This is a genomic window from Shewanella sp. GJ50-10, from assembly GCF_055808815.1.
The window spans coordinates 1,939,068-1,956,763 of sequence record NZ_JBVVSS010000001.1; the positions used below are offsets into that span (position 1 = coordinate 1,939,068).

The following is a 17,696-nucleotide window of genomic DNA, read 5'->3' on the forward strand; positions in this document are numbered from 1 at the left end:
TTGGGCTTAATTACCCGCACGATGACCGTATGAACGTGGGCGGATATAATAATCAATAAATGGCGCGCACATATTGGCAAGTAACACTGCAAAAGCGACAGCATCAGGGTAACCACCGTAAGTTCTAATCACAAAAATGAGTACACCGATAATTACACCGAATAATAACCTTCCACGGGTACTGGTCGCCGCGGTGACAGGATCGGTTGCGATAAAGAATGCGCACAACATGGTGCCACCAGAAAATAAGTGCAACATTGGACTGGCATGAGTATCTGGGTTTAGTAAGAAACCGATGCCGGCGCAGACAAATATGGCCAGTAATATACCGGTACTGATATGCCAGCGGATCACCTTGAGTTTAAGCATAATTAAGCCGCCAGCAAGGTAGGCTAAATTCACCCCAAACCAGCCGACACCTGTCATGCCATCAAATACATTTCGCTGCAAGCTCTCGCTACTGGTCATCCCCATGGATAAATCTGTTTTGAAAGTATCAAGCGGGGTCGCCATGGTGTGACCATCAATAGCTATTCTGAAATGATCTAAACCGGCAGAACTAAATTCAAAAATATGGGCAAAAGCTGCCACTATGCCAACATGATTAGCGGCTAACTCAATAGGGGCAACCCAGTTAGTCATTTGCAGTGGGAATGATACTAGTAATAAAACATAAGCCGCCATGGCGGGATTAAATATATTATTGCCCAAACCACCATATAAGTGTTTTACGATCACGATAGCAAAGCTGCAACCAATGACCGTCATCCACCAAGGGGTGAGTGGGGGAATGGCAACTGCAATTAATAATCCAGTGACTAAGGCGCTGTTATCAGATAAGGCATTCTTAATCGATTTATTGCGAAGCTTCATAATTGCAGCTTCAGCGACTAAACACGTAATTACCGCGATGAGTATTTGAACTAAAGTGCCCATACCAAAAAAGTAGACTTGCGCTAAAATACCAGGAATAAGGCATAAAGCGACACGTTGCATAACTTTATTGGTTTGTAAGCTAGTGCTGACATGTGGTGATGATGCAATTTTAAATGCCATGATTATTCCTTTTCACTCAACTTTTGTTGATTTGCCAATTTTTTCGCTTTTGCTTTGGCAACAGCTGCAGCAATTCTTGCTTTTTTGTCATCAACTGGTTGAGTGATGTCAGGTGTTTCTATCGTTTTTATCGGTTGGCTTTCTTTAACTAGATTATCTTCTGCTAGTTTATCTTCCACTATTTCTGCAACTGTTTCATTTTCAGCGTTTTGTTGAGCTAATTTTTTCGCTTTAGCTCGAGCAACAGCGGTAGCAATCTTAGCTTTTTTATCATCAACAGGAGCAATGACTGTTATATTTTCGCTTTCTGAATCAAGATCAGCATTTTTCTGTGCTAACTTCTTAGCCTTTTCCCGCGCGACAGCTGCGGCTATTTTTGCTTTTTTTTCATCAATGGGTTCAGTAACGGGGTCAGTGTTAGAAGCATCAGTGCCTGTATCAACAACAGCATCAGTGTTACTCACATCTTTATTGACATTCGAATCAGCATTTTTCTGAGCTAACTTCTTAGCTTTTGCGCGCGCGACAGCAGCGGCTATTTTTGCCTTCTTGTCATCAACGGGTTCAGTGCTAGAAGTATTAATGCCTGTATCAATAACTGCATCAACAACAGCGTTAGCGGTGTTACTAGCATCTTCATCGACATTCGAATCAGCATTTTTCTGAGCTAACTTCTTAGCCTTTGCGCGTGCAACAGCAGCGGCTATTTTTGCCTTCTTGTCATCAACAGGTTCAGTGTTAGAAGCATCAGTGCCTCTATCAATAACTGCATCAACAACAGTATCAGCAGCAGTGTTACTAACATCTTCATCGATATTCGAATCAGCATTTTTCTGAGCTAATTTCTTAGCTTTAGCACGCGCGACAGCTGCGGCTATTTTTGCCTTTTTGTCATCAACAGGTTCAGTGCTAGAAGGATCAGTGCCTGTATCAATAACTGCCTCAACAACAGTATCAGCAGCAGTGTTACTAACATCTTCATCGATATTTGAATCAGTATTTTTCTGAGCTAATTTCTTAGCTTTTGCCCGTGCAACAGCAGCGGCTATTTGAGCTTTTTTATCATTTGCAGCTGGTTGAACTTGATTGTCAGACGTCGGCTTGTCATTAACAGAATCAGCAGTTTCACTTGATTGACTGGCAAGCTTTTTAGCTTTAGCACGCTCAATAGCTGCTTTAACTGCTGCTGATTTTCCGTTTGCAGGTTCTTGTTGTTTAGCTTGCTCAGCTGCTTGTTTTTTGGCTGCGACACGTGCCATGGCTTCAGCAACGGTATTTTTATTGCTACTAGCATTGGCTGCGGCTTTACGTTTTTCTGCTGCTAATTTGGATTTTTCTTCGCGTGCACGTTTTTCATCATCTAAACGTTTTAAGCGTGCTTCGAAACGAACTTTGGCTTGTTCAGCTTGTTGTTTCTCTTCTGCTTCATTTTTTAATGCAGACTTCGCTATTCGATAATACTCTACTAGTGGAATGTCACTTGGGCAGACAAAACTACAACACCCGCATTCAATGCAGTCCTTTAAGTTAAAGCTAGCTGCTTTGTCGTATTCTTCAGCTTTTGCATGCCAAAATAATTGCTGAGGCAATAACAACGCAGGGCAAACAACGGCACATTCGCCACATCGAATACATGCTTTTTCATCAACTTCAGGCGCTATTTCATGAACACTAGGTGCAAGAATGCAGTTAGTGCCTTTTAACACTGGTACATTATTATCTGGCAGGGCATAACCCATCATAGGGCCACCGATGATGACTTTCTGATTATCACCGGCAGAAAAGCCAACTTCAGACAAAGCGTGTTCAACGCTGGTGCCTATTGGCAGCCAGTAATTACCCGGTTGTTTTATTTGTTCGCCAGTTAATGTTACTAAACGTTCTATTAGCGGTTTACCGTGCAGCACTGCATCTTGAATAGCATATGCGGTGCCCACATTGTGCACCACAATGCCTTGCTGAGCGGGAATGCTACCCGTTGGCACTTCACGTCCAGTAATGATCTGTATTAGTTGCTTTTCACCACCAGAAGGGTATTTGGTCGGAATAACAGTGATTTTTACAATGTTTTGTAAGTCTTCAAATTGGTTTAAACAGTGCTGCATTGATGCGCAAGCTTCAGGTTTATTGTCTTCGATTGCGACAATAATGCGTTGCGGTGTAAGCAGTTGATTAATGACCTGAATGCCTTTCAATATTTCTAATGCATTTTCACGCATTAATACATCATCTGAAGTGATGTAAGGCTCGCATTCAACGCCATTGATAATGACTAAATCAATTTCACTAGCAGGGTTCAGTTTAATATGGCTTGGAAAGGTCGCTCCGCCCATGCCAGCAATACCTGCTTGTTTTATTTTTTCTAATATTTGCTGATTAGATAATTCAGCTAAAGTCGATGATTGATACTCGATTTGCGCATCTAATTCGTCAGTATCAATAATGCAGGTCAGGGTAGATAAACCAGATGCGTGGTTACTTGCTTGTAAACTGATTTCAGTCACTACCCCTGAAACAGGCGAGTGCACTGGTAGATACATAAAGCCTTCGCCATCAGTTAACTTCTGGCCTTTAGCGACTTTATCTCCGACGTTAATACTCAGCCTTGCGCAGTCACCAACTTGTGGTAACGGAATACGATAATGCTTGGCAGGCGCAATATGGGCAGTGGATGTCTGATTTGATAATGATTTTAATTGCGGCGGATGGATCCCTCCAGGAGAGTGCCATAAAGTTCCTTTATCAATTTGTTCTAATAAAGTTAGCACTGAGAATCCTCTTTTACTTCAATATCTTTTTTGCTCACGTTAATCGTGACTGTTTTATCTTCTACGACTGTCACAGGAATACTGGCCAATTTCCAATCCCAATTTTTAAGATTTTGTTCTACTGGGATCATGTCTATACAGTCTACAGGACATGGCTCTACGCATAAGTCACAACCTGTACAGTCTTTGGTAATAACTGTGTGCATGAGTTTGCCTGCACCTAATATGGCATCGACTGGGCATGCTTGGATACACTTAGTGCAGCCAATACATTCATCTTCACGTATGTAGGCAACTTTTTTAACACTTTCTTGCGCGACTTCATTTAATGGCTCAGGGTCAACACCCATTAGGCCAGCAAGTTTTTCCATTGTGGCTGTGCCGCCTGGTGGACACTTGTTGATGTTATCGCCATTAGCAATAGCTTCAGCGTAAGGTCTGCAGCCAGGGTAACCACATTGACCGCATTGAGTTTGAGGTAATAATGCTTCAACTTGATCAATAATAGGGTTGCCTTCAACTTTAAATTTAATTGAAGCATAACCAAGAATTAAGCCAAAAATGAGTGCTAGGATTGTCAGCACTAAGACAGCAATTGCAATACTCGACATGACTATTTAACTAGCCCCGCGAATCCCATAAAGGCAAGAGACATTAAACCAGCAGTTATCATCGCAATAGCACCACCTTTAAAAGGCAAGGGTACATCAGCAGCTGCGAGTCTTTCACGCATCGCGGAGAACAATACTAAAACTAACGAAAATCCAACTGCAGCGCCGAAGCCATATACCGCAGATTGAATAAAGTTGTGGTCTTCATTGACGTTTAGTAACGCGACACCTAACACGGCACAGTTTGTGGTGATCAAAGGAAGATAAATACCTAATGCTCTGTGTAAAGAAGCACTGGTTTTTTGCACTAGCATTTCAGTAAATTGCACTACTACCGCAATAACAAGAATAAAGCTCATTGTGCGCAGGTAAGTTAAATCGAAAGGCTGGAGTAAAAACTCGTTAGTTAGGTAACTTAAAATGGACGCAAGGGTCAATACAAACGTGGTAGCCATCGACATTCCGATAGCGGAGGCAAGTTTGCTAGATACCCCCATAAAAGGGCATAAGCCAAGAAATTTTACTAAAACGAAATTGTTAACCAGTACTGTGCCGATTAACAGTAAGAGATAGTCTGTCATTACTACACTTTTCTATTTGAGATTATGTATATTATCTAAGGTTTAAGCTTGAGAAACAACGGATAAAAAAAGGGTTATGTAAATAATAACCCGATTTTGGAAGATTGATCTTACATTGATTATTTATTTATCTGTTTTAGCGATAATTTCAGGTCTAGCAATGTAATATCCTTGGAGTCCATCCACCAACATTTTTTCTAATGTGAGTTTTTCATCTTGTCTTTCGACACCGGTAGCGATGACTTTTATGCCAATACGGCGTGAAATATCAACAATCATTCTGACAAAGAACTTGTTGTTATTGTCTTGATCAATCCCTTCACTATAGCTGCTGTCTAGTTTGATGACATCAGGTTTTACTTCGCGGAAAAATTTAAACGAGGAGAAACCTAAACCAAATTGTTGGATAGCAACTTTAGCCCCGACTTTATGCATTTCATGAACAAAACGGCGACTGGCGGTAACATTTTTTTGCATTCCAGATTCATTTACTTCAAATACAAGTCTTGCAGAAGTAGTGCGATGGCTAGATAGAATGTCTCTAAGCCAAGATACAAAGACTTCTTGAAGCGCTGAGGATGCACTTATATTGACACCAAAGTTGCCCGTTAAACTTGGGTTTGCATTAAGTAACTGCAATGTGTGAACCACAATCATTTTGTCTAAATCAACGTTTAAACCGTGACGTTCTGACATCGCTATAACGCTTGCTGTGGGTAGGTTTGAGCCTTCTGTATTAAAGAAACGTGCGTAGAGTTCACGATATACATCAACATGATTGTTGCATGGCAGAATTGGTTGCTGGAAAAACTTAAGCCCTTTGCGGTTAATCAATTCATTAATAGTGACTTTCCAGTGATCGTCACCTAGCTGTTCATTTCCCGAGAATTTTTCAAGGATATGGTAACGGTTCGGGCCTGAGGTTTGGGCTATGCTCACAGCAGTATCTGCTAGTGTTAGCAATGCATGGGTGTCACTATTGCTTTCAAATGGCACCATGCCACTATGAGCAATGCTGTCTGGTTCTATTGTTTGGGCGTATTCATCTAAATAGCCTTTTAAAACTATTAAAAACTTTTCAGCTTCTTTGACCGTTATATCTTGAATGAATAGAGCAAAGTCACTGCTTGATACTCGATAATATTCATTAACACCGAACTTTGCCGCCGCACGGCGAATACATGCTGCTATTTGGCCTAAATAATCATCGCCAGCTTCACGGCCTTGTAATTGATTAATACTAGATAGTTCAGCTGCTTTGATAATCGCCAATACGCCAAATTGTTTTTTATCTGATTGGCTTATTTTTTTTATGTGTTCATTAAAGCGACGGCGAGTGGAAAATCCTGTTACTGGGTCTTGGTTTGCAGCTTTTGCGAGTAAGTTATTCTCTTTGTGAAAATTGTCGATGCTGGTTTTTAATTCCATGCGGCTTTTTTCTAAAGCGAAACCGATAGGTTTTAAAGAGCCTCTAAGACGAGAGGTTTCAACAGCTTGAAAGCTTAAGTTGGGAACTTGCTCTATATAATCACAGGCGTATTTAATTCCACGGCGGTGAATAGCCATTAAAACAGCGAAACTTATCATTATGATTAAATAAGCAAAGATTGTTAGGGTTGCTGCTTTTTCCAAATTAACAAAGCTAGTCGAAATAACTGACTGAGTGCTTAACCTAACTTGTAATCGACCTTCAGGGAAAGACTTGGTATGGCTTAACTCTATTTTAAAGATTTTATCTTCAAATTCGTCATCACTTTTCGCTAAGCTGCCAAACGTGAAATTGAGCTCACTGTCATTTGTGTGAATATATTGAAAAAATTTAAAGGTGAACGTTTTCGATAATTCTTTGTATAAGGCTTCGCCATCTTCATTCCATTCGGTCATTTGATCAACATGCTGACTATAATTTTGAATGGCCAGTGCACCTTGGCGTTGCATTTCCTTATTTTCCAGATCATAAATCCGATAAAGAAGTAGTCCAAAAATCACAAACAGAACTAATTGAAATGATTTTGATAAGCCCATGAAGAGTCCGTTTCCTGTAAAAGTCTTACGTCATTATATGTTTGAATATAACGGCAAAAAACTAAAAATCTATAACAAATAAAGGAGTTAACACTGAAAATTGTAGTGTAATTTTTGAGAAAGTATAAGGGAATTTAAATAAGATAGATATCAGAGGAAAGAATAAAATTGACCAAGCGTCAAAATCTTGGCTCCCCAGACTGGACTCGAACCAGTGACATACGGATTAACAGTCCGCCGTTCTACCAACTGAACTACAGGGGATTTGAAGATTTATATAAGAAGTGGCTCCCCAGACTGGACTTGAACCAGTGACATACGGATTAACAGTCCGCCGTTCTACCAACTGAACTACAGGGGAATCGATACTTCATTATATTGTGTTTTAATTGGCTCCCCAGACTGGACTCGAACCAGTGACATACGGATTAACAGTCCGCCGTTCTACCAACTGAACTACAGGGGAATCGATTAAAACTAAGATAAAATTGGCTCCCCGGACTGGACTCGAACCAGTGACATACGGATTAACAGTCCGCCGTTCTACCAACTGAACTACAGGGGAATTTCATTTTATCTTTATTTTCAACTAACTATACTAAATTGGCTCCCCAGACTGGACTCGAACCAGTGACATACGGATTAACAGTCCGCCGTTCTACCAACTGAACTACAGGGGAATCGTTTTAGCAATGTATTGCTGAGAACGGAGCGCATAGTAAAACGCCCTGAACAATCAGTCAACTCGAGATATAAAAAAAATTGAAAAATTGATGTTAACTGGTCATCTAATACCCATCGTGGCTTATAAAACGACAAAATGACTGTTTTTTCGCAAGCAATCTGATTACTAACGAATTAATTAATAACTGCATTCATGTCAATCTTTCAAGTTTATTGATTTACTTATTACGATTAAATGCCTTTATTGAGCACATTTCACCGATGTAGCTTCTCATTAGATACATATAGTAAAGGGTGCACTTAAGCATTAGTACATTATCTTGTTTTTTCTGATGTGGAGAAGCGTTTGGCAAAAGCACATAAAAAGTTTAATGCTAAGAGTGTCGATAATAAGTATCGACTAATGAATAAGTCGATGACGTTATCTATGCGTTGTTTTCTTTATGACTAATAATCAAATAGCGACTAGCGACTAGTGAATTAAGAGGCTTTCTGTCGCGTCGATGGATCGTTAATCAACTAAGACTGACATATATATAGTCGGTACTTATTTAAAAGAGTCTGAGTGAATCAAGCTTGGTTAGCTTTAACTATATAATCTTCACTTTAATTTAAGCTCTATAGATATGATGTAGGTTCTTGTTTAAATCCTTACTAAGATCCTAACAGGTTGAAATGATCAAATTAGCGGGTTAACTAGCAGTGACGGTTACAAAGAAATGAATCATTCAGATGCAATTACGTAGTCAGACTTACAAATGTAATTTTATTTCATGTAACTTTTTTTACTGTTTTATTAATTTCTGTTTACCTCTATAGCCCAGTAATATTGGGCTAGAGTGACTTATCCACTAAATCTGTGGATAAGCCTGTGAGTTACTCATGAAATACCCTCTGAAGCCCTTATATCCATTGAGTGGAAGTTAAAAATTGTCCAGAATCAACAAATCGAAAATATTGTTTATTTTTAGTATGTTATAAAATGCAATAGATTTTTGATTAGCCTGTTTATTTAGTGATGTCGAATGTTGTCTAAGTGAAAGGTCTATTGTGTATTAAATTGCCATAGAATAGAGGTTTTTGGCGGTTTTATAGTCAAATTAAACATTTTGTGACTGTTGTAGCATTATTTCATTTTTCATTCGTCAAATTGTAATAAAGCGCTGTTATGGCGCTAAGCGAAAACAGATCAACTTATTTAAGCTCTGTTGTTTTAAAGTCATACCCAATAGATTGTTTGTTTGAATTTAGAGCCAAAACTTTGCTGGTGGATAAAGCAGCGAACTGATGTATAACTGTTGAAAAAATCAGATTCCCATAAATCGTTGAGCTCTTAAACTTGTATAGGTGCTAATGATGATTCTATGACCGACTGTATTTTATAAATGAAGAAAGTCGCATTGTTTTACCTGTTCGGTATAAAATGATTCATCAACTTTTTAAGGATGTTTGTCGTGACAGAATCAGTTTTTAATCTTGTTTCAGAATACTCTCCAGCAGGAGATCAACCTACCGCGATAAAACAATTAGTGGATGGGCTCGAAGCTGGTGTCGCCAAACAAACTTTGCTCGGTGTGACGGGCTCAGGTAAAACATTTACTGTAGCTAATTTGATTCAAACATTAGGGCGCCCAACCATTATTATGGCGCCCAACAAAACTTTAGCTGCGCAGCTCTATGGTGAAATGAAAGAGTTCTTTCCTAATAATGCAGTTGAGTACTTCGTTTCTTATTATGACTATTATCAGCCAGAAGCCTATGTTCCAGCATCTAACACTTTCATTGAAAAAGATGCCTCAGTAAATGCCCATATTGAACAAATGCGCCTTTCAGCGACGAAAGCATTATTAGAACGTAAAGATGTAGTATTGATTGCCTCTGTATCAGCTATTTATGGTTTAGGCGATCCTGAGCTTTATATGAAAATGTTATTGCACCTTCGTCAAGGCGATATCATGGGACAGCGCGACATTATCACTCGTCTCGGAGAGTTACAGTACACCCGCAATGATATTGATTTGCAGCGTGGTACATTCCGCGTGCGCGGTGAAGTGATTGATATATTCCCAGCCGAATCTGAACGTGATGCCGTCAGGGTTGAATTATTTGATGACGAGGTTGAGCAGTTAAGTGAGTTCGACCCGTTAACGGGTCAGGTGACTCGCCGCTTAGCACGTACAACTGTTTACCCTAAGAGCCACTATGTTACTCCTAGAGAGAAAATCATTGAGGCAACCGAGCATATTAAAGAAGAGTTACGTGAACGCCGTCAAGAGTTACTAGATAACAATAAGCTTATTGAAGCACAGCGAATATCTGAACGTGTGCAATATGATATCGAGATGATGGTTGAGCTAGGCTATTGCTCTGGTATTGAAAACTACTCTCGCTATCTATCCGGCCGCGCTGAAGGCGATGGGCCTCCTACCTTATTAGATTACTTGCCTGCCAATGGTTTACTTATCATTGATGAATCCCATGTGACGGTGCCGCAAATTGGTGCCATGTATAAAGGTGACCGTAGCCGTAAAACCACATTAGTGGAATATGGCTTTCGTTTACCGTCAGCTTTAGATAACAGACCGCTTAAATTTGAAGAGTTTGAGCAGTTAATGCCACAAACCATTTTTGTATCAGCAACACCTAGTGATTATGAATTTGAACAAAGCGATGGTGAAATAGCGGAGCAGGTAGTTAGGCCAACTGGCTTATTAGATCCAGAAATTGAAATAAGACCCGTTGCCATTCAGGTGGATGACTTACTTTCTGAAATTCCCAAACGTGTTGCCGTAAATGAAAGGGTACTTATTACCACGTTAACCAAAAGAATGTCTGAAGATTTAACTGAGTATCTCGACGAGCATGGCGTTAAAGTTCGTTATTTACACTCTGATATTGATACTGTTGAGCGTGTTGAGGTGATTCGAGATTTAAGGTTAGGCCACTTTGATGTACTGGTTGGCATCAACTTGCTACGTGAAGGCTTGGATATGCCTGAAGTGTCGTTAGTGTGTATTTTAGATGCAGACAAAGAAGGCTTTTTACGTTCTGAGCGTTCACTTATTCAAACCATTGGTCGAGCTGCACGTAACGTTAACGGTAAAGTTATTCTTTATGCTGATAAGATTACTAAATCAATGGAAAAGGCCATTGGCGAAACCGAGAGACGTCGTGAGAAGCAACATGCCCACAACGTTAAACTTGGCCAAACGCCGCGAGGAGTCACTAAAAAAGTCACGGACGTGATGGATTTAGGCGATCCCCATCGCGGTAACAGTAAACATCAATACACCGCTTTTGGTAAAGTCGCTGAAAAAGAGGCTGAATACGACAAGAGTTCGGGCAAAGTTCAAAGTGTTGCAGATTTATCTAAGCAAATTGATGTTCTTGAAAAACAAATGCATCAGCACGCAAGAGATCTGGAATTTGAGCAAGCAGCTTCTTTACGTGATGAAGTCAAAAAGCTACGTGAACAAATAATTCTTAATAGTTAACGGACAATACAAAGGCAATATTCCATTGTATGTTTATGAAGTTTCATTAAGGCTTAGTTTAAATGCTAAGCCTTTTTATTGCATAACATTATTAATATCGTTACTGGGGCTTAATTGAACTATCGTTTATTTACCCAACAAATCTGCTTTTTGAATAACCTCTTTTGTTAAGAATATCTAACTTTTACTCTAAAAAGTGATGTGAAACGTGATTGCTTTACAGCATCGGCTGCAAAATATCCCTTAATAACGTAAAATGTATTTACATTTTACGGATGAAAATTCTTCTAAACGAGGATTAATGAATACAAATAAAGATAAATACAGTATCGATAATACTGATTACACCGTCGGTCAAGACAACATTCAAAAGTGGGGGTTTGATGTTCACAACCCCGTTTTTGGGATCAGCGCTTCCTTAATTGGATTGTTCATTGTCGCCTTATTGTTAGTTGACCCTGAAACATCAAAGTCGGTATTAGATGGCATAAAATGGAAAATCATCGGAGCTTTTGATGGTTTATTCATGTGGTCGGCTAATATTTTTGTTTTATTTTGTTTAGCGATGATTATTTCGCCTTTCGGTAAAATTCGATTAGGTGGCGATGAAGCAAAAACTGATTATTCAAGACTATCTTGGGTAGCGATGTTGTTTGCCGCAGGTATGGGTATTGGCTTGATGTTTTGGGCTGTTGCTGAACCAGTCGCTTATTTTACTGGGTGGTATGAAACCCCGCTAAATGTCACTGCTAATACACCTGAAGCTGCAGAGTTGGCATTGGGTGCAACAATGTTCCACTGGGGACTTCACCCATGGGCTATCTACGGCGTAGTGTCTTTATCGTTAGCATTCTTTGCTTATAATAAAGGTTTACCATTATCAATGCGTTCAGTGTTTTACCCAATATTGGGTGATCGCACTTGGGGCTGGCCTGGTCATGTTGTTGATATTCTAGCAGTTATCGCGACCTTATTTGGTTTAGCAACGTCTTTAGGTTTGGGGGCTCAACAAGCTGCCAGTGGTTTCCATCATGTATTTGGTATGGATAATAGCCTTGGTCTTCAAATTGCGATTATTTTTGCTGTGACGTTAATTGCAGTTATTTCTGTGGTTCGTGGTATTGATGGTGGTGTAAAAGTCATCAGTAACATCAATATGCTACTGGCATTAATATTAGTGGTGTTTGTTGCGCTAGTCAGTTTTGCAGTGGCGATGGGAACTATTCCTACGACCATCATGGGTTACATCAAAAATATTATTCCGTTAAGTAATCCAGTAGGTCGTGAAGACGAAGCTTGGATGCACGGCTGGACTGTATTCTACTGGGCATGGTGGATTTCATGGTCCCCATTTGTTGGTATGTTTATCGCGCGTATTTCACGTGGGCGTACTATTCGTGAGTTCATGACAGCAGTATTGATTGCACCAACAGTTGTGACCATTCTGTGGATGTCAGTATTTGGCGGCGTTGGTATTGACCAAGTAGTGAATAACATTGGTTCGTTAGGTGAGAAAGGCTTAACTGAAGTGCCTTTAGCCATGTTCCAAGTGTTTGACCAACTGCCTCTAGGTAATATCTTATCGATGTTAGCAGTGGTATTAGTATTAATATTCTTCGTAACGTCGTCGGATTCTGGATCACTGGTTATTGATAGCATTACTTCTGGTGGTAAAGTCGATGCACCTGCACCGCAACGTGTATTTTGGGCGTTAATTGAAGGAGCAATTGCAGCAGTACTTGTATGGGTTGGTGGCACAGAAGCCATTGAAGCATTACAAGCTGGGGCAATTTCAACAGCCTTACCATTTACCGTTATTTTGCTGGTGATGTGTGTCAGTTTAATTATGGGGCTGAGAACAGAGGGACGCGCGCGTTAATCTTTAAGTCTTATATTAAAAAACCGAGTAATACATCAGGTATTGCTCGGTTTTTTTATAACTGGATTAAAAGTTAAAGATTACAGCCACAGTTTTTTGATTGGTGTATCAGGGCTAAAGTGATGATAGATCTGCGCTTGAAGCAGCTCAGCAGTGGCAATAGCATCGGTTAACGCATCATGGGGTGGATAGGTCGGTAAATTATATCGCATGCGACTACCGCCCAATCTAATTGATTCTGGGCGCTTGTGTTTAAACCAGTCTAAAAAGCTTTTAGGTTTTGACTGAAGGACTTCAGCTTCAATTTGCATGGTATCAATAACGGGAAACACTATGCCTTCATTGATCAATGTACGCAGCGCGGCATCAAAAAAATCACGTTCAATTCTGCGGTAATGCACAACGACGATTTTACCTGCTAACTCATCTAGCAGTTGCTCTAAAATACGTAATAGATCTGGTGCGCCTTTTAAGTCTGAATGGGTAATTCCATGAATGACAATAGAGTCTTCTTGTAATTTATCTTCAGGCGTTACAAACCAGTGCTTAGCTCTTCTTAGAGCGATGCGCTGAAGCGTGAAGGGCACTAAGCCAATACTGATAATACTATTTTGATCAGCATCTAAACCAGTGGTTTCAAAATCCAAAGCGACAAATTCAATATCTTTAACTTTGGTTTCGTCATGATAAGTGCTGGCATTATAAAAATGGGTTAGCCGTTTATCTTTGCTTTCCTTGGCTTTTATTTCTAAAAACGCTTTCCAGTTCAAAACTTCTTGATTGCTAAAATGGTGCATGGTTTACCCCTGCATACTGTTTGCACTGTAGCGGAATTTTAAAAAGTTCTGTGCACTACTTAGTACCAAAAATGCATCTTTAAGGTTTCGTCTTTCAAAGTCAGACATATTTTCAGGTTCGATATTGTTATCGGGTTCTTGCTCCGCTTCAATGTCTAATGCTTGATGGCGTATGCGCACTAACGAAATAAACTCCATGGCATGCTGCAAGTCTTTACCTTTTGAAGGGGGCAAAATACCCGCTTCAATAATATCTTCAAGACGATCGAATGAGTTCTGAGATTGTGAGCCGATTGCCAACGCATGTACGCGAATTAAATCCGCTAGGGGCGCTGTACCACGACGTTTTAAGTTAATCGAATTGTTATGACGTCCATCTTTTTCCATCACAAAGTCTTTAAAGAAGCCTAATGGTGGTGTGCGATTCAAAGCGTTTCGGGCAAGGCACGCCAAAAAGCGATTGTTCTTTTTGGCTTTTCTTAAAATAAATGCGTTTAATTGTTCGGCCCATTTAGGGCGGCCGTAAACTCCGTATAGATCAAAGAAAATGGAGCAATTTAGCAAGGCTTGACCATTTGGATGCTCAATCCAATCTGAAAAGCATTCTTCCCATTCTGTTTGTGTTTTTCGGTATTCAGGGTTTGTGGCCATGATGTCGCCAGTACAATAGGTATAACCACAAGCTGCTAATCCATCGCAGACGAATTTGGACAACTGGGCAAAGTACTCACCATGTAGTGACTCTTGATAGTCATTATCAAGGATTATCGCATTGTCTTGGTCAGTAACGATAAGCTGTTCGTCACGAGCCATAGAACCAAGGGCTAGAAAACAATAAGGCACTGGTGGTGGACCAAACTGTTCTTCAGCCAGCTCTAATAGTCTTTGTTTAAAGCTCCTGCCAATTTCAGACATTGCGCGGCCAACCATATGAGAATTGGCATCCTCATTAACCATGCGCACAAAACAATCTTTAATTTGACTCGACAATAAGATTAAATCATCAATACTGTTTTGCTGGAAAATACTACTGACAATTAGCAAGCTGTTTTGAGACTCATAACGAATGATGTCTGTAACTTCAATTAACCCAATAGGCTGTTTGTTTTTTAAAATAGGCAGGTGATGCACGTTATAACGAAGCATAAGCAACATGGCTTCAAATATATAGGCATTGTGATCCAGCGAAATTAGCTCAGTCGACATTACTTCACCAACTGGCGTTTCAACGTCTAAACCTTCAGCAATAACCTTGGCGCACAGATCCCGAACAGTGATAATTCCGACAAAACTATTACCGCCTTCATCGGCGAGGTTAGGGTCATTGATAATAGCTGCAGATACATTATCCTCAGACATAATCCGCGCGACATCTTTAATAGAAGTTGTCATAGAAAGCATTACAGGTTCGCCACTCAAGATGGTCTTAACCTTTGAGGTGGTTAACGAATTGGCATCATCGCTGTTATCTTCAACTGCTTGCTGAAGCCTAACACTGCCTTCAACTTCAACAAAATCTGCAAATACATCATAGCGTTCGCAAAAGGCTTCAAATAGTTTTTCTGGGATACAGTAAAGTAAGGTATCTTTTAGTGCTTTTGCTGGATAACGAACCTTGTTATTTGTCAGTAGGCCCATTTGTCCGAATAATTCACCTTGATCTAAACGATTATATAACTCGCCACTGCGGCGATATATCTCAACATCACCACTGCGGATCATATAAAGGTCATGAATATTATCTTCAAAATCAATCACCATGCTATCTGCGCGGTAGTATGAAATTTCGATACTCTTTGATACTTCGATTAATGCTTTTTCTGGCAATAGATCGAAAGGCGGGTATTGACGGATAAAGTTACGAATTTCAAGTAGTTCGACTTCCATTATTCGCTCGATATGATTGATTTAGTTATAACAATCATTATATGGCATTTATTGAGACTATGCAGTTAACCTGCCTATCAAGATGGTGAATACTTGAACCTGAATGGTTAACTGTATTGTTAATCGATTATAAACTACGAAATATTTGTTCGTTATTCATCATTGAGTGAAATGGATTCAAGTTACCAATATTCGTAAGTAGGGGCTTTTGTATTTTGGTTGCTTATAATCTGATTTTTGTAATGAAATAAATTGAATCAATAAGCATTTAATTTTTCGACATAAAAAAACGCGCTTAATGCGCGTTTTTTATTATCTAACTAACGATTGCCTTTATCGGCAATAGATTAGAAGTTTGCAGATTTTGGTGCACGTGGGAATGGGATCACGTCACGGATATTGCTTACGCCAGTCACGTAAGAAACTAAACGCTCAAAACCTAAACCAAAACCAGCGTGAGGGACTGTGCCATAACGACGTAAGTCACGGTACCACCAGTAATCTTCTTGGTCTAATTCCATTTCAGCTAAACGTGCATCAAGTACATCTAAACGTTCTTCGCGTTGTGCGCCGCCGATGATTTCACCAATACCAGGAGCAAGTACATCCATTGCTGCCACTGTTTTACCGTCGTCATTTAAGCGCATGTAGAATGCTTTAATGTCTTTCGGGTAGTTTTTAACAACAACAGGTGCTTTAAAATGTTCTTCAGCAAGGTAGCGTTCATGCTCTGAATGTAAGTCGATACCCCATTCAACATCAAACTCAAATTTCTTGTCACAAGCTTTAAGAATTTCAATTGCATCAGTGTAATCGATTTGTGCGAAATCACTGGTTACGAATGCTTCTAAACGCTCGATAGCAGTTTTCTCAACACGTTGTGCAAAGAATTCTAAATCGTCACGACGTTCTTCTAAAACAGCGCGGAAACAGTACTTAAGCATGTCTTCAGCAAGTTTTGCTGCATCATCTAAATCTGCGAAAGCAATTTCAGGTTCAACCATCCAGAACTCAGCTAAATGACGACTCGTGTTAGAGTTTTCAGCGCGGAAAGTAGGACCAAAGGTATATACTTTAGAAAGAGCACAAGCATAAGTTTCTGCGTTTAACTGACCAGAAACCGTTAAGAAAGATTCTTTACCGAAAAAGTCTTCAGCAAAATCAACTTCGCCTTTATCAGTGCGTGGTAAGTTTTCCATATCTAAAGTCGATACACGGAACATTTCACCAGCACCTTCAGTATCTGAAGCTGTGATTAGCGGGGTAGAAACCCAGATGTAACCTTGTTCGTTATAAAAACGGTGAATAGCTTGAGATAGACAGTTACGAACACGGGCAACAGCACCAATGATGTTTGTGCGCGGACGTAAATGAGCAAGTTCGCGAAGGTACTCAATTGAGTGACGCTTAGCAGCCATTGGGTAAGTATCAGGATCTTCAACAAAACCTGTTACTTCAACTTTGGTCACTTGCATTTCGTATGCTTGGCCTTTGCCTGGAGACTCAACGACTTCACCAGTCATGATCACTGAACAACCAGCAGTAAGCTTAAGCACTTCTTCAGTATAATTATCTAAATTATTCGGAACAACGCCTTGAATAGGATCAAAACATGAACCGTCATAAACAGCTAGGAAAGAAATACCAGCTTTAGAATCGCGGCGTGAGCGAACCCAACCACGTACTGTAACTTGCGAACCAATCGCGAAGTCACCTTTAAATACAGAAGCGACAGATGTAATGCTCATTGTTGCTTAGTTCTCCAATGGATCAATGATATAAATAAGTGCTTTATATTACCTTGATATCGGCTTTTCACAAGCCGAAAAGCCCCTTATAACAAGATAATTCGCTAACTTTTAACGTAATTAGCGTTTTAATACTTTAAAACATCCTTAAAAAACTAAAAATATC

General features: G+C 39.8%; 10 protein-coding genes and 5 tRNA genes. 2 read left to right on the forward strand and 13 right to left on the reverse strand.

Going from position 1 to position 17,696, the window contains the following annotated elements; genetic code table 11:
• Nucleotides 1-6: 6 nt before the first annotated feature.
• The 10 genes from rsxD to AC0L4E_RS08085 all read right to left on the reverse strand — a co-directional run bounded on the left by rsxD (nucleotide 7) and on the right by AC0L4E_RS08085 (nucleotide 7,721).
• Nucleotides 7-1,056 (reverse strand): electron transport complex subunit RsxD, encoded by a 1,050-nt coding sequence (rsxD, locus tag AC0L4E_RS08040; protein WP_473678763.1) that lies wholly within the window; start codon nucleotides 1,054-1,056, stop codon nucleotides 7-9.
• Nucleotides 1,057-1,058: 2 nt separating this feature from the next.
• The gene (gene rsxC, locus AC0L4E_RS08045; protein WP_473678764.1) at nucleotides 1,059-3,824 is read right to left on the reverse strand and encodes an electron transport complex subunit RsxC; all 2,766 of its coding nucleotides are present in this window, start codon (nucleotides 3,822-3,824) and stop codon (nucleotides 1,059-1,061) included.
• Nucleotides 3,818-4,435 carry an electron transport complex subunit RsxB gene (gene rsxB / locus AC0L4E_RS08050; RefSeq protein ID WP_473678765.1) on the reverse strand — a complete coding sequence of 206 codons (618 nt, stop codon included), beginning with the start codon at nucleotides 4,433-4,435 and terminating at the stop codon, nucleotides 3,818-3,820. The genes rsxC and rsxB overlap by 7 nt, the downstream gene beginning before the upstream one ends.
• 2 nt (nucleotides 4,436-4,437) lie before the next feature.
• Entirely contained in the window at nucleotides 4,438-5,016 is a 579-nt protein-coding gene (gene rsxA / locus AC0L4E_RS08055; protein WP_473678766.1) for an electron transport complex subunit RsxA, read from the reverse strand.
• Between the two features lie 123 nt (nucleotides 5,017-5,139).
• Nucleotides 5,140-7,041, reverse strand: coding sequence for an EAL domain-containing protein (locus AC0L4E_RS08060; RefSeq protein WP_473678767.1), 1,902 nt, complete (start codon nucleotides 7,039-7,041; stop codon nucleotides 5,140-5,142).
• Nucleotides 7,042-7,229: 188 nt separating this feature from the next.
• A tRNA-Asn gene (locus AC0L4E_RS08065) sits at nucleotides 7,230-7,305 on the reverse strand.
• Between the two features lie 21 nt (nucleotides 7,306-7,326).
• Nucleotides 7,327-7,402 (reverse strand) — tRNA-Asn (locus AC0L4E_RS08070).
• Between the two features lie 29 nt (nucleotides 7,403-7,431).
• Nucleotides 7,432-7,507 (reverse strand) — tRNA-Asn (locus tag AC0L4E_RS08075).
• A gap of 23 nt (nucleotides 7,508-7,530) precedes the next feature.
• Nucleotides 7,531-7,606 (reverse strand) — tRNA-Asn (locus tag AC0L4E_RS08080).
• A 39-nt stretch (nucleotides 7,607-7,645) separates the two neighbouring features.
• A tRNA-Asn gene (locus AC0L4E_RS08085) sits at nucleotides 7,646-7,721 on the reverse strand.
• A 1,458-nt stretch (nucleotides 7,722-9,179) separates the two neighbouring features.
• Between AC0L4E_RS08085 and uvrB the strand changes: the two genes are divergently transcribed.
• Together uvrB and AC0L4E_RS08095 are read left to right on the forward strand one after the other, a co-directional pair.
• Nucleotides 9,180-11,219 (forward strand): excinuclease ABC subunit UvrB, encoded by a 2,040-nt coding sequence (gene uvrB, locus AC0L4E_RS08090; RefSeq protein WP_473678768.1) that lies wholly within the window; start codon nucleotides 9,180-9,182, stop codon nucleotides 11,217-11,219.
• 301 nt (nucleotides 11,220-11,520) lie between these two features.
• On the forward strand, nucleotides 11,521-13,098 hold the full coding sequence (locus AC0L4E_RS08095; RefSeq protein ID WP_473678769.1) for a BCCT family transporter: 1,578 nt from the start codon (nucleotides 11,521-11,523) through the stop codon (nucleotides 13,096-13,098).
• Nucleotides 13,099-13,178: 80 nt separating this feature from the next.
• On the opposite strand, the gene AC0L4E_RS08100 is transcribed toward AC0L4E_RS08095, so the two are convergent.
• The 3 genes from AC0L4E_RS08100 to asnS form a co-directional block, all read right to left on the reverse strand.
• A complete protein-coding gene (locus AC0L4E_RS08100; protein ID WP_473678770.1) occupies nucleotides 13,179-13,895 on the reverse strand; it encodes a 3'-5' exonuclease in 717 nt (238 codons plus the stop codon).
• Nucleotides 13,896-13,898: 3 nt separating this feature from the next.
• The gene (locus tag AC0L4E_RS08105) at nucleotides 13,899-15,782 is read right to left on the reverse strand and encodes a DUF294 nucleotidyltransferase-like domain-containing protein (RefSeq protein ID WP_473678771.1); all 1,884 of its coding nucleotides are present in this window, start codon (nucleotides 15,780-15,782) and stop codon (nucleotides 13,899-13,901) included.
• 347 nt (nucleotides 15,783-16,129) lie between these two features.
• Nucleotides 16,130-17,530, reverse strand: a complete 1,401-nt coding sequence (gene asnS, locus AC0L4E_RS08110; protein WP_285162667.1) for an asparagine--tRNA ligase — start codon at nucleotides 17,528-17,530, stop codon at nucleotides 16,130-16,132.
• Between the last annotated feature and the right edge of the window lie 166 nt (nucleotides 17,531-17,696).